The organism is Qipengyuania seohaensis, from assembly GCF_002795865.1.
Lineage (GTDB): Bacteria > Pseudomonadota > Alphaproteobacteria > Sphingomonadales > Sphingomonadaceae > Qipengyuania > Qipengyuania seohaensis.
Genome location: NZ_CP024920.1, coordinates 2,129,445 through 2,142,051 on the forward strand (window position 1 = coordinate 2,129,445; position 12,607 = coordinate 2,142,051).

16 protein-coding genes are annotated in these 12,607 nt (G+C 59.0%); 5 read left to right on the forward strand and 11 right to left on the reverse strand.

The window, feature by feature from the left end; all coding sequences use genetic code 11:
- Window positions 1-3 precede the first annotated feature (3 nt).
- The 4 genes from CVE41_RS10395 to CVE41_RS14980 all read left to right on the forward strand — a co-directional run bounded on the left by CVE41_RS10395 (window position 4) and on the right by CVE41_RS14980 (window position 2,405).
- Complete coding sequence (locus tag CVE41_RS10395) at window positions 4-834, forward strand: aldo/keto reductase (protein WP_198507650.1); 831 nt, start codon at window positions 4-6, stop codon at window positions 832-834.
- A 160-nt stretch (window positions 835-994) separates the two neighbouring features.
- The gene (ygiD, locus tag CVE41_RS10400) at window positions 995-1,837 is read left to right on the forward strand and encodes a 4,5-DOPA-extradiol-dioxygenase (protein WP_269800181.1); all 843 of its coding nucleotides are present in this window, start codon (window positions 995-997) and stop codon (window positions 1,835-1,837) included.
- A 158-nt stretch (window positions 1,838-1,995) separates the two neighbouring features.
- Window positions 1,996-2,244 carry a hypothetical protein gene (locus tag CVE41_RS10405; protein ID WP_100260588.1) on the forward strand — a complete coding sequence of 83 codons (249 nt, stop codon included), beginning with the start codon at window positions 1,996-1,998 and terminating at the stop codon, window positions 2,242-2,244.
- Window positions 2,245-2,276: 32 nt separating this feature from the next.
- On the forward strand, window positions 2,277-2,405 hold the full coding sequence (locus CVE41_RS14980; protein ID WP_269800153.1) for a hypothetical protein: 129 nt from the start codon (window positions 2,277-2,279) through the stop codon (window positions 2,403-2,405).
- A gap of 79 nt (window positions 2,406-2,484) precedes the next feature.
- Here CVE41_RS14980 and CVE41_RS10410 read toward each other — a convergent pair whose 3' ends face one another.
- From CVE41_RS10410 to CVE41_RS10445, 9 genes are all read right to left on the reverse strand, one after another.
- A complete protein-coding gene (locus CVE41_RS10410) occupies window positions 2,485-3,666 on the reverse strand; it encodes a zinc-dependent alcohol dehydrogenase (protein WP_100260589.1) in 1,182 nt (393 codons plus the stop codon).
- A 499-nt stretch (window positions 3,667-4,165) separates the two neighbouring features.
- Complete coding sequence (locus CVE41_RS14900; RefSeq protein ID WP_232725655.1) at window positions 4,166-4,408, reverse strand: alpha/beta fold hydrolase; 243 nt, start codon at window positions 4,406-4,408, stop codon at window positions 4,166-4,168.
- Between the two features lie 21 nt (window positions 4,409-4,429).
- Window positions 4,430-4,792, reverse strand: a complete 363-nt coding sequence (locus tag CVE41_RS14905; protein ID WP_232725656.1) for an alpha/beta hydrolase — start codon at window positions 4,790-4,792, stop codon at window positions 4,430-4,432.
- Between the two features lie 321 nt (window positions 4,793-5,113).
- Window positions 5,114-5,485, reverse strand: coding sequence for a VOC family protein (locus tag CVE41_RS10420; protein ID WP_198507651.1), 372 nt, complete (start codon window positions 5,483-5,485; stop codon window positions 5,114-5,116).
- A gap of 2 nt (window positions 5,486-5,487) precedes the next feature.
- Window positions 5,488-6,051 (reverse strand): pyridoxamine 5'-phosphate oxidase family protein, encoded by a 564-nt coding sequence (locus CVE41_RS10425; RefSeq protein ID WP_100260591.1) that lies wholly within the window; start codon window positions 6,049-6,051, stop codon window positions 5,488-5,490.
- A 23-nt stretch (window positions 6,052-6,074) separates the two neighbouring features.
- The gene (locus tag CVE41_RS10430) at window positions 6,075-6,482 is read right to left on the reverse strand and encodes a nuclear transport factor 2 family protein (RefSeq protein WP_100260592.1); all 408 of its coding nucleotides are present in this window, start codon (window positions 6,480-6,482) and stop codon (window positions 6,075-6,077) included.
- A gap of 98 nt (window positions 6,483-6,580) precedes the next feature.
- Complete coding sequence (locus CVE41_RS10435; RefSeq protein ID WP_100260593.1) at window positions 6,581-7,630, reverse strand: alpha/beta fold hydrolase; 1,050 nt, start codon at window positions 7,628-7,630, stop codon at window positions 6,581-6,583.
- 62 nt (window positions 7,631-7,692) lie between these two features.
- Window positions 7,693-8,178, reverse strand: coding sequence for a YHS domain-containing (seleno)protein (locus tag CVE41_RS10440; protein ID WP_100260594.1), 486 nt, complete (start codon window positions 8,176-8,178; stop codon window positions 7,693-7,695).
- 140 nt (window positions 8,179-8,318) lie between these two features.
- Window positions 8,319-8,990 (reverse strand): isochorismatase family protein, encoded by a 672-nt coding sequence (locus tag CVE41_RS10445; RefSeq protein ID WP_100260595.1) that lies wholly within the window; start codon window positions 8,988-8,990, stop codon window positions 8,319-8,321.
- Window positions 8,991-9,386: 396 nt separating this feature from the next.
- Between CVE41_RS10445 and CVE41_RS10450 the strand changes: the two genes are divergently transcribed.
- Window positions 9,387-9,953: a TetR/AcrR family transcriptional regulator gene (locus tag CVE41_RS10450; RefSeq protein ID WP_100260596.1), complete on the forward strand. Its 567-nt coding sequence runs from the start codon at window positions 9,387-9,389 to the stop codon at window positions 9,951-9,953.
- 787 nt (window positions 9,954-10,740) lie between these two features.
- Here CVE41_RS10450 and CVE41_RS15040 read toward each other — a convergent pair.
- Together CVE41_RS15040 and CVE41_RS10460 are read right to left on the reverse strand one after the other, a co-directional pair.
- Window positions 10,741-11,232, reverse strand: a complete 492-nt coding sequence (locus CVE41_RS15040) for a GNAT family N-acetyltransferase (protein WP_408633947.1) — start codon at window positions 11,230-11,232, stop codon at window positions 10,741-10,743.
- A gap of 36 nt (window positions 11,233-11,268) precedes the next feature.
- Window positions 11,269-12,440 (reverse strand): IS3 family transposase gene (locus CVE41_RS10460; RefSeq protein WP_100260598.1). Its coding sequence is split into 2 segments (ribosomal slippage): window positions 11,269-12,188 and window positions 12,188-12,440, totalling 1,173 coding nucleotides; the frame shifts between segments, so codons are not numbered across the junction.
- Window positions 12,441-12,607: the final 167 nt, after the last annotated feature.

Consider the following 12,607-nt stretch of genomic DNA (forward strand, 5'->3'; position numbering starts at 1 on the left):
CACATGAAGCACGTGACATTGCCCGGCGGGGAAGTAATTCCTTCAATGGGTCAAGGCACCTGGAAGATGGGTGAGCGTACCGAGCGGCGATCCGATGAGATCGCCGCGCTGCGCGCCGGTGTCGAACTGGGCATGACGCTCGTCGATACCGCCGAAATGTACGGCGACGGTGCGGCGGAAACGCTGATATCCGAGGCGCTGGGCAGCGTTCGCGACCAGTTGTTCCTCGTCAGCAAGGCATATCCGCAGAACGCATCGCGCTCCCGCCTTGCCGGTGCGTGCGAGGCGAGCCTGAAGCGGCTCGGCACCGACCGGCTGGACCTCTACCTGCTCCATTGGCGGGGATCGGTGCCGCTCGCTGAGACTGTGGAGGCATTGGAGGCGCTCAAATCGGCAGGAAAGATCCGACACTGGGGTGTCAGCAATCTCGATACCGATGATATGGAAGAGCTTGTCGCTGCGGGCGCGAATGGCTGCGTGACCGACCAGATCCTCTACAATTTGGTCCGGCGAGGCCCCGAATTGGACCTGCTGCCGTGGCTCGCCGAGCATAACATACCGGTTATGGCGTATAGTCCAGTCGAGCAGGGACGACTTTCTACCCACCCCGCTCTCGACAAAATTGCAGCCGAGGTTGGCGCAACCCCTGTGCAGGTCGCACTTTCGTGGACGTTGCGGCAAGATGGTCTTATCGCCATCCCGAAAGCGAGTTCAGTCGCACATGTGCGGGAAAACCGCGCCGCCGCCGATATCGTTCTTTCCGACGCTCAGCTTGCGACACTCGACGCGGCATTTCCCAGGCCACGCCACCGCCGTCCACTCAAGATGCTTTAGCGTCAGATGACGATATTATCGCTCGAACGAACAGAGCGTAAGAAGGATCGGCGGTAGAAGCCGAATTTAAACTTGTTGAGCCTGCCAGTGGCGCGTGAAGTATCACTTCGCAAGCCTTCGCGCAGCAAGGTGAACCACTAGGAGTCTTCTTATGGATCGGATGCCCGCACTCTTTATCGGCCACGGAAGCCCGATGAACACGCTCGAGAGCAATGGCTACACCTCGGCCTGGCGGGCATTCGGGCCTGAGTTGCCCCGCCCCAAGGCGATCCTCGTGGTTTCTGCACATTGGTATTTCGGTGCTACGGCGGTGACGGCCATGGCACGCCCTCGCACAATCCACGATTTCTACGGATTCCCACAGGAGCTGTTCGACTTTGAATATCCGGCCCAGGGCGATCCGGACCTCGCGAAAGAGATCGTTGAGCTGGTGAAGCCCGAGTGGGTGGGTCTCGACCAGGATCAGTGGGGTCTCGATCACGGAACGTGGTCGGTGCTCGCGCACCTGTACCCTGAGGCGGACATCCCGGTGGTGCAGCTCTCGATCAACGCGCTCAAGCCGCTGAGCTATCATCTTGACCTTGGCGCAAGACTGGCAGCCTTGCAGGACCGCGACGTCCTGGTGGTCGCTAGCGGAAATGTCGTTCACAACCTCCGAGCCGTGCGCTGGAACCAGCCCGATTTTGCGTTCGACTGGGCAGAGCGTTTCGATGAAGCAGCGGTTCGCCAACTGGCAGAAAACCCGGGCGATCTGCTGCGCCTTGTGGAGCATCCCGATTATGCCGCGGCGGTTCCCACGCCCGACCATTTCGTTCCGCTGATTTATCTTGCCGGAATGGCGGCTGCCCGCAACGAAACCCTTGATCCGCTGGTGCGCGGCTATTCGATGGGTTCAGTGTCCATGACCTGTTACGGTCTTGGCACTGAAGGTTTGGCATGCTCCGAAAAAACGGGCGCGGCCAACTTGCCGAGTGATGTGCCGGCCGACCAGACGAATACATGATTCCTCGGTACACGGCGGACAGGCATGATGAAGTCAGGACGGAAGATGCGAAACGTCGGAGTTCGTCTTGATCCTTGAACACGAGAACATGTCGGAATCCTGGCTCTGCCCTCCCGGCTCGCGAAGTCGCGCCTAATGATCTTGCCTTCCTAGAGGACGTGTTCGACCGAACTGACGAGGATCATGCCGCGGATTTTCTCGACCATCAACTGGGCCGTATGTGTTCGCACCAGCGCCATGTCTTGGGGGGTCGTACCGACGTCCTCTGCCGTGACGTACTGCCCATTCGCCGCCGCTGCCTGGTACCCGTTTCATCCTTTTACGATGCCGAAGCACCAAAGGACGCTAAAGGCCGTATCTGGTTCGACCACCCCGATGGCGACAAGCTCGTATGCGCCGGTATCTAGCGCGACAGCGACGAATGAGGCGTAGCTATTCGATGACCATCACCGACGCTTCGAAAGAGGACTTGCGCTTCTACAACCAGAAGCCGGTCATCCTCATGTCCGCCGATCGCTGGGTCGATCACAACCGCACCGACGCCGCGGCGGCCCGCCGACCTTATTGAGACGAACTCACGATCGATCAGACGTCCGATCCTTGGCGCGAGGGTTAGCTCATTCAGTTTCAGATAACCGGTACCTGAATCATAGCTCCTCCGGTTTCATCACGCATTTGATGCAGCCATCGTCCTTGTCGCGGAAGGTCTTGTAGAAATCGGGCCCGTCCTTGAGGTCGCCCCGATGGGTGATGATGCCCGAAAGGTCGATCTCACCGGCTTCCACCCGCTTAAGCAGCGGCGCGAGATAGCGCTGCATGTGTGTCTGTCCCGATTTCATGGTGAGCCCCTTGTTCATGAAAGGCCCGATCGGGAACGTCACCTTATCGGCATAGACGCCGGGGACGGACAGCGTCCCGCCCTTGCGCACTGACATGACCATTTCCTGCAGCGCAAACGGCTGGTCGGACATGCCGGTGGTGTGCAACTCGACTTTGTCCTTGATATCGCCCAGCACTCCGTGCCCGTGGGCCTCAGCGCCGACCGCGTCGATGCCTGCATCCGGTCCCCGGCCACCCGTCATCTCGTCTAGCGCCTCCTTGACGTCGGTCTGGCTGTAATCGATGGTTTCGGCTTTGCCGTAGCTCGCGGCGAGTGCCAGCCTTTCAGGCACCCGGTCGATCACGATGACCCGTTCCGCTCCCATCATCCACGCGCTGCGCACTGCAAACTGGCCGACCGGTCCTGCTCCCCACACCGCAACGGTTTTGCCCTTTTCATAGCCGATGGCGTTTTCCGCCGCCATCCAGCCAGTCGGAAAGATGTCGGACAGGAACAGCACCTTGTCGTCCGGCAGGTCGTTTTCCAGCTTGATCGGACCGACATCGGCGTGGGGCACCCTGACATATTCTGCCTGACCGCCGGAATAGCCACCGGTCAGATGGGAATAACCGAAAAGTCCGGCAGGAGCGTGGCCCATGGCCGCGCGCGCGTTTTCCGCGGTGCGATTGGTCGTATCGCACAGAGAATACATTTCGCGCTGGCAGAACCAGCATTCGCCGCAGGATATGGTGAAGGGCACCACCACCCGGTCGCCGACCTTCAACCTTTTAACATCCGCACCGACCTCGACGACTTCGCCCATGAATTCGTGGCCCAGGATATCGCCCTGTTTCATCTTGGGAACGACACCATCCATCAGATGCAGGTCGGAGCCGCAGATCGCGGTCGAACTGACCTTGAGAATGCAGTCCCGGGGATCCTCGATGCGAGGATCGTCGACCGTTTCGCAGCGGATGTCGTTCGTTCCGTTCCAGACTAATGCGCGCATTTTTGGGCCCTTTTCGATGAATTCGGTTATTCCTTCTACCCTTTCAAACCTCAGGAGTTCCTAGTCTGGCAGATGTTAGACGGCCATTGGGTTGGGATCGACAGGCGTTTTTTACGCTTTGCTTGATGCCATCGATCGAGTTGCCGAAATGGGACTGACAGCACCATCACAATTGACTGTCCTCTCAACCTGCAATGACACCAGTAGTTTGTCATCGCTTGCAAGTGCTTATGCCGGTGCCAGGCTTCCTCAATGGTAGCGTGCTTGACACACCTCGCGGCATCGGAAGCGATGACTGAAGGGCGGAAATCTAGATTATCCGGCGAATGTCTTTGCTCTACGATACTGCTGCCAGGACCGAAGATCCTCTTCCGACCCAAAAAAGATGGCGTGAGCGCGGAGGCGAGCTCTGCTGTGCGCTTTTTCGAATACTAACCAGCTTACCGGAGCATCATTCAGAGTCCCTGCGATCCGTGGCATCGAGAATGACGCGGATCGCTTAATCTGGCCGATCCCACATAGGGAAGTTTCTGCTGCGCTCGAACCAGTGCATTGTCGCTTCCGGGTAGGCAGCTTTCGCGCGGCTGGCCTGCTGCGGCAGACACAGGCGATCCTTGTGACCCCGGCCGATGACCACCCGGGTCGACCGGGTCGCGGAGCCTTCCTGCATCGGGCCAGTGGCAAGGTCCTTTACCAACGAGTCGAACGTAAGCGTATCAGCAAACGACTGCAGTTCATTCAAGACGAAACCGGGATCGAGCGTTCAGGATCTTGCGGAAAGCTGCAGCATGAATGCAGTCCGGCCGGTGGCATTTCGCGGAAGGGCGGGAAGTGCCGGTCGCAAAGCCCGTACCAGTGCAATCGATGCCGTTATGGTGGTCCGGAAGTACGTCCGCTCCCACCCTTGCCAAAAGCCGCCCGGGTCCAGGGCGACGACTGAGCCGACGCGACCGCGCCGCGCCATCACGAGCACAAGCTCGGCGCCCAAGGAGCTGCCGACCATGTCGATCCCTGTAAGGTTCTCTTTGACGAGCCAATCGTCCAGGCTCCGCGCCAGCCCTTCGAACGTACCGCTGTCGACCTGTGCGGGAGCCTGCCCGTGGCTAGGCAGTTCCAGGATAATCACCTCCCTCGCTTGGGCGAGGGCAGGCGAGATCGTATCCCAGGACCGACGGCTCCCCCCAAGCCGTGGACGAGCAGATGGGTTTTCTGCGGCCTAGTCGCGTGTGAAGTATGCTCATGCAAAGGTAACGCGTCACAAGGACTTAGGTCCCCCCCGCCCCGAATGTCGACATAGTCAATAAAGTCGATAAGAACGGACAGTCCGCTCTTGGGACGGTAGCCGAGCGGCTGCTTTTCCGAATTTCGACCCTATCAGCAGACAGTTTGGTATCGGCCCAAACTCTGCGGCTCCAGCATATGTGTTCACAATTCTCGGCCAAGTCTTCTAATCAGCCAGCCTCCACGGGGGAAATCGGCGATTTTCGCCCGCGTGATATAGACAGATGCGGTTGCCCGTCGGGTCGCGCAGCTTGGCCTCCCTCCAGAGATAGGGTTTGTCGGATGGATCCTCGTCGATCGCGATGCCGCGCGATCTGAGATCGGCAACGGTTGCGTCGACATCGTCCACCTCGAAATAGATGAGGCCGCTTGCGGGCGTGGGATGCTGGGAAAGCGAAAGAGATAGCGTGCTCAGATCGCCTGGAACCTCAAAGCGAGCATACTCCTTTCTCGCCGAGACGATGAGTTTGAGGCCGAGGGCTTCATAGAAGGAAACCGACTTGGCGAAATCCGCGACAGGCACGGTATATTGGTTCATCCTCATTGTTCGGGCTCCAATTCGCTGAGTTCCTCGAGCGTATAGCGCTGCGGGATATGTTGCGGACAGTTCCAGTCGAAGCCTGCGAGGGTGATGACAAAGGCGCGTTCGGGCACAGCGCGATACTCGGGGTCGTGAAGTCGCGCGATGAGATCGGGATCATCCTCGACGTCGATCAGCTCGACAGTGCCGAGGATCTTCAGCCGCCGCCTGTTGGGATAGTCCATCAGGAAGAGCGAGATGCGTTCGTTCGACTGCAGATTGCCAACGCTGAGATACTGGCGGTTTCCGCGGAAGTCGGCATAGGCGAGCCGCTTCGCATCGAGCACCTTGAGGAAGCCGCGCGGACCGCCACGAAACTGGACATAGGGCCAGCCGGTTCCAGAAACCGTTGCCTGGTAGAAGCCGTCGCGCTCCGCGATAAACTCGGCCTCTCGTGCGGTGAGTACGTCGCCTCCTGAAACTTCGGGGGCGAGAAACTTGGCGTAGCTGACTGCGCTACCCTGTTTCTCCTGCACAGCGCGGACGTTGGGGGTGAAGGTCAATTCGGCATAGGCACGGGGCATGATTGTTCTCCGGATACTGGGGATCAGGTGAGTCTGCGGTCCTGCTCGGCGATCGGCTCGTCGTTGATGCTGGCGAAACGCTTTTGCATGAGCCCGTCACCGTCGAATTCCCACATCTCGTTGCCATGGCTGCGAAACCACTGCCCATCATCGTCGTGCCACTCATATTCGAAGCGGACCGCGATGCGGTTTTCGGTGTAGGCCCAGAGCGTTTTCCTGAGCCGATAATCGTGCTCGCGGCTCCACTTCTCCGCCAGAAACGCGCGGATCTCCTCGCGCCCTTTCAGAAATGAAGCGCGGTTTCTCCATTCGCTGTCGGGCGAATAGGCGAGCGCGACGCGTTCCGGATCGCGCGTGTTCCAGGCATCTTCAGCCGCCTGGACTTTTGCGGCGGCGGTTTCTGCGGTGAATGGGGGGGCAAGCTTGGTCATTGTGTTTACTCGGATCGGGAGGAGAGAAATGTGGGGCGCGGACTGGAGAGAGAGGGGACGTACCGCGCCCCGCAAGGGAGGGCTGAGTGGGGGAAGTGTCAGCCCTGGGGAGTCTCGCGGTCGAGGAATTCGAGGATTTCTTTGGCCATCATCGGTCCGTATTCTTCGAGCGCGAAATGGCCGGTATCGAGCAAGTGAAACTCGATGTTGGTAAGGTCGCGCTTGTAGGGATGCGCGCCTTCCGCCGGGAAAATGTGGTCGTTCTTGCCCCACAGGAGGATCGCCGGCGGCTGGTGCTCGCGGAACAGCGCCTGCCATTTGGGATACTCGGTGACATTGGTGGCGTAGCTCGCGAAGAGGTCGAGCTGGATTTCCTGATTGCCCTCGCGATCGAGCAGGAACTGGTCGGTATGCCAATTATCCGGGCTGATCGTGCTGACATCGCCCACACCATGGGTGTACTGCCATTTGGTTGCGTCGAGTGACAGCAGGCCGCGCAAGGCTTCGCGATCCTCAGCCGACCCGCTAGCCCAATATGCCTTGATCGGATCCCAAAACTCGCGCAGCCCTTCTTCATAGGCATTACCGTTCTGGATGATGAAACCGTTCACCTTCTCGGGATTTTCGGCGAAGAGGCGGAAGCCGATCGGCGCACCATAATCCATGAGATAGAGGCTGTAGCGGTCGACCTCTTTGGCTTGGACGAACTGGTCCACGATGTTGGCCAGATTGGCGAAACTGTATTCGAAGTCCTCGCGCGACGGCATCTCGCTCGCGCCATATCCGGGATAGTCGGGCGCGAGCACGTGATAGCGTGCAGCCAGAGCGGGGATCAGCTCATCGAACATTTGTGAGCTGGTTGGAAAGCCATGCAGCAGTAGCACTGTCGGGCGTTCTCGATCGCCGGCTTCGCGGTAGGCGATCTCTACACCCTCGATCTCAATTGAGAGGTGCGCGACCGCGGGGTTGATCATTTGCATCGTTGCCTCAGTTGGCGAACGTTGAGCGGCTTCACGCGCCTGCGCGTCTGTGGCGAGGGCAAAGCTGGTGAAGGCGAGCGCGACGGAGGCCGCACCGGCAGCAATACGAGCAGCGATAGGCGTGGCTGGGGCGGCTTCGAATTCGGGGTATTCTGGTGGGAAAAGCATGACTTCTTACTCCTATGTCGTGGGATGGAGGTGGTCGCCGGAAACGACGACCACCGGTCTGCTTAAAGTTCTTCGACTGGCGTGTGTTTGATTGTGGGCCATTGCTCGGCCGCCGTGCGCAAGATGTTCTCCTTGTCGGCAAGGTAGATTTCGAAAACGGCGGCACTAACGAACAGATAGAGCTTGCCGTCGACGATATCGGCGTAGCGCGGATCGCCATCGAACTTCTTACCCTTGGCTACGGCATAAGCGCAGAAGCCGCCGTACTGTGGAAGATACTGTGCTGGGTCAGACTTGAAGCGCTCGGCGGTGATATCCGACGCGAAATAGTAGGTGACCCCGTCGTGGACCACAGCGTGGCTTGCATCACCACGTGCCACGGTATTCAGCGTGCTGAGCGCGACAGTATCGAAACCGTGAACGCCTAGACCCGTGCCTTCGGTCGTGACGCCATTGGTGATGTTATATTCATCGGATGCGAAGGCGGGGGCGGCGATGCCGGTGGCGACAGCAATTGCGAGGGTGATGCAGGTTGATTTGATACGCACGTTCTTTCTCCTTGGGCTTGGCTTTGAAGGATTGACGGTGACCGCATGAGCCGGGAGGGGGCGGGGGATGGCTTAGGCGGCCACCGTCCAGTTGGCTGGAGCAGGACGGGAGGGGGGAGAGCTCCAGCCAGGGGCGGGGGTTACTGCGCTGCGTAAGCGGCCTTGATTGCGCTGACGGTATTTTCGGTGTTGTCGACCTTGCTTGCGATCATGCGGAAATTGACAAGCGACGCGGCGTAGCCGTCATAGTACGGCGTTATCGCGCCAGCGGTCGCATCGGTGACAACCATCACCTCGAAGCCGGCTTCGATTAGAGCGCGCATGTGCGACTCTGTGCAGAGGTTGGACGACATGCCGCCGAGGACGACTTGGGAAATTCCGGCCTTGCGCAATTGCAACACCAGGTCGTTGCTGTCGGGGCCGTAGACTTTGTGCGGGCTGGTCACGACGGTGCGACCGTTGTTGATATGCGGCTTGTACTGATCGAGCCAATCGGCGCCAGAGCCCTCGAACCCTTCCAAAGTCAGGGCATGCGGACGGTCGAACATGCCGATGGAGTGCATCAGCGTCTCGAGCGTTCCCTCGAACTGCCAGCGATGATCGTGCTCGAAATAGTAATGCGGCGAGATGAACACCGGCATCCCGGTTTCGTCGGCCACATCGAACAGCGCGCCAATATTCTCGACGGTCCCATTTTCGGTGATGCTCTGTCCGACAACGCCCCAGGTCACGCCATCGGGTGAGAGAAAGTCGTTCTGCGGATCGGTGATAACGATGGCGGTCTCGCCGGGAACAATTTCGAAGCCAGGCATGGGTAGACCATCGTTGGCCGGGGGCTGGGTCGCGGTTGCGGCCCGGGAAACTTCGCTCCCGGCGGATGCGACCGTAGGCGGGGCAAGTGCCACGCCAGCCAAGCTCGCAGCGATAGCGAAGGCGGCATTTCGAGATCTAGGCGAAAGATGAGTGAGCGATGACATGTGTTCCTCCTGAAGATGCTCCGACCGTAACCGATCGGTACACGTTAAATCGCAGAGGATAACCGATCTGTCAATGTGTGAAAGGGAAAATTCTTTCTAAGATCTGTTTGGACTGGGAGTGTGTGAGGCCTAGATTGCTGAAATATATACAGTTAATTGTCCGACGTTGATTCCCCAAGAGATCGTGACTATTTACCGATCTGTGAATGTTTATGCCGGAAAGGTCGCGTTATGAGTGCTTCAAAAAGGGAGGAACTGGTCCAAAAAGCGCTCGAGTCGTTTTATCGCGGGGGCTTCCATGCCGTCGGTATGGATCGTCTCGCCAAAGAAACTGGCGTCTCCAAAACTGCAATCTACAAACACTTCCGCACGAAGGAGGATCTGATCCTTGCAACGCTGCGGCTGCGCGACGAGCAATTTCGAAACTGGCTTCAGCGTCGGATCGAGGCGCTGACCGAGGAGCCACGCGATCGTCTGCTCGCTATCTTCAACGCGCTAGGCGAATGGTTCAACGAGCCCGACTTCAAGAGCTGCATGTTCGTCAAGGCGTCCTCGGAGTATCTGCAGCGCGATCATCCGATCCACGCTATCTCTGCTGAGCACAAGAGCCTGTTGGCTCGATACTTCGAGGAGTTGACGAAACAGGCTGGCGCGCCCGAGCCGGAAGAGCTGGCCTACCAACTCTTGCTGATCAAGGAAGGAGCGATCGTGCTTGCCCACCTGCATCAACCTCAAGAGGTCACAAGCAATGCGAAGGCGCTAGCCCAGGTCGCCATCGACGCAGCCTTGCCTCGCTAGCGGTGATTGACTTTGGTTTGGTCTTGGAGCGAACTGAATGGCAGCTATAGGCTATATCGGCTCCGCAAGCAGACATTCCGCTATCGGCCCCAAATTGGCCAGTCAGCAATGCGCCCCAATTTCGGCCATTGCAGCCATATCCGTTCCTTCCCCAGAGCGGCCATTCGCACGAGAGTGACCGAAGTCGCTTCACACAGGTGGGGTCGCAGGTGACCGCTCGTTTGGGCCGATCGCCATACAGGCAAAATACGGTGCGAGCTTCATGATAGCTTGGCTGCAGTCGCGTTTAATCTACAATTGAAATAACGAGAGGTCGAAGCGACACCCTCGTTAAACCGCAAGCCCTTCGTGTGCCCAGACTAGAACCAAAATTGCTGCTGCATTGGGTCCAGGTTCGAGCATGTGTGAGGCGGTGAACCGTCGAGGTGCAATCTCACACAGGGTCGCGTTCTGTGTGGTCCACCGACTCGTGGGGAGAATATGCCCATCGAGCATGCAAGGGAAGTAAGACATTGTCAGTCTGACAGCTTTTGGAATCAAGCTGAGAACCCAGCTAGGGGGGCGGAGAGCCTCCGGGCATGCAAGATGGCTTGCATGCAGGGGCCCCGGTAGATCGGCTCACCGCCTTGCGCCGAGCCACTATGGTGATCTTCTATCTAAGGGAATACCCGTAGAAGTCGTTCGTCGAATTTGATCGAGGCTTTCCATAATTGTCGTTCGGAAAACTTCGAGGACGCGCGGCTTAGGATCAGCCTCATCTAAATTCGTATCCGGATTAGGAGATTGCTTAATCGGAGCCCGATGAACCTGGTAGGGTACGCTCGCCTGACCACGGCGAGCCGCAAAGCGGGAGCGCTCGGGCCATCCAACGCGCACCTTTCCCATAAGCGGTAACTTTTCGCCTCAAACTGTCGGGGACTTCGGGCTCGATGAAACCAAGGCGGCGCCAGTAAGGCGCTGCACCTTCCACTGCGATCAGTTCTGCATCGGTCAGCTTATCTCGAACCGCCAATTCGAAGGCGCGTTGCAGTAGCCTTTGTCCAAGACGCAAACCGCGCCCGAAAGGCGCTACCGCCAGATCATGTATGTAGAGGACTTCACTCTGTCGTGCGGGGCTAAGCACCGCATCCAAGGCCGGAGGATTTTTACTAGGCCAGCCATGAGCGAGCAGATAAGCGATGAGCCGTCCATCGCAGACGGCCGCCAAGCAATAGCTTTGAGGAAGATGGAGCCGGCTCGCAAATGCCTCAGGCTCCTCCAATAAAGGCCCCGGATACACCGCGTGACGTGACCCCCAGCTTTCCCCCAGCTGGGATTAGAGCCTGGCCGCGTTGTTGCGCATGAGCGCGGTTGAAGCAATGGGCTGCGCAGCGGAGCCCGGAGGGCGTAGCGAAGCAGGCCGTTGCTTATCCAGTTCGGCGGCGAACGCCGCCGGTGTTGCGTAGCCAAGCGATGAGTGCGGTCGCTCCCGGTTGTAATCATCCACCCAGGCGGCGATCTCGACACGGGCATGGGCCATGCTCAAGAACAGCGTCTCGTTGAGCAGTTCGTCCCGCATCCGACCGTTGAAGCTCTCGACATAGCCATTCTGCATCGGCCTTCCGGGCGCGATATAATGCCACTCGACGCCGATCTCGCCGCACCATGCCAGCACGGCGTTGCTGGTGAGCTCGGTTCCGTTGTCGCTGACGATCATGCCGGGCTTGCCACGCTGGGCGATCAGCTCGGTCAGCTCGCGAACGACACGGCGACCAGAGATCGAGGTATCCGGCACCGCTGCGAGACACTCCCTCGTCACGTCATCAACGACGTTGAGTACGCGGAACCGCCTGCCAGACGCCATCTGATCGTGAACGAAGTCGAGGCTCCAGCGCTGGTTCGGCAGCGCCAGCACCGGAGCAGGTGCCCTCGTGCCGACTGCGCGCCTGCGGCTGCGTCGACGCCTCACCGCCAAGCCTTCCTCCTTGTAGAGCCTCTGGGTCTTCTTCCGGTTGATCATGATCCCCTCCCGGCGCAGCAGGATATGCAGACGGCGATAGCCGAACCGGCGACGCTGGTTGGCCAGCTCCCGCAGCTTCTCTCGCAGACCGGCATCATCGTCCCGGGTGGAACGGTAACGCACGCTCTTGCGATCGGCATCGATGACACGGCACGCCCGTCGCTCGCTCATCCCGTGGCATGCCTGAAGATGAGCGACAGCTTCCCGCTGCGCGGCGGGCGTCAGAACTTTTTTGCCAGAAGATCCTTCAGCGCAGCCTTGTCCAACATCGCATCGGCCAGCAACCGCTTGAGCTTGGCGTTCTCGCTCTCCAGCTCCTTGAGCCGACGGGCATCAGACACCTCCAGCCCACCATACTTCGACTTCCAGTTGTAGATCGTCGCTTCCGACACACCGTGTCGCCGGGCCAAGTCGGCAGTCTTCGCACCCGCCTCGGCTTCCTTGAGCACGCCGATGATCTGCTCTTCTGAAAACCTCGTTCTCTTCATCTCGTCCGTCCTTCTGTCAGGGCCGGACTCTAATCCAACTTGGAGGAAAATCAGGGGGTCACGTCAATCCGAGTTCGAATTGTGCTGAGCAATTGAAGCCATAATATCCTCCTGATGTCTGCCGTTGACGGCAGGAGCAGGACGGATGGGCGTGCGGCCGGCGGGTC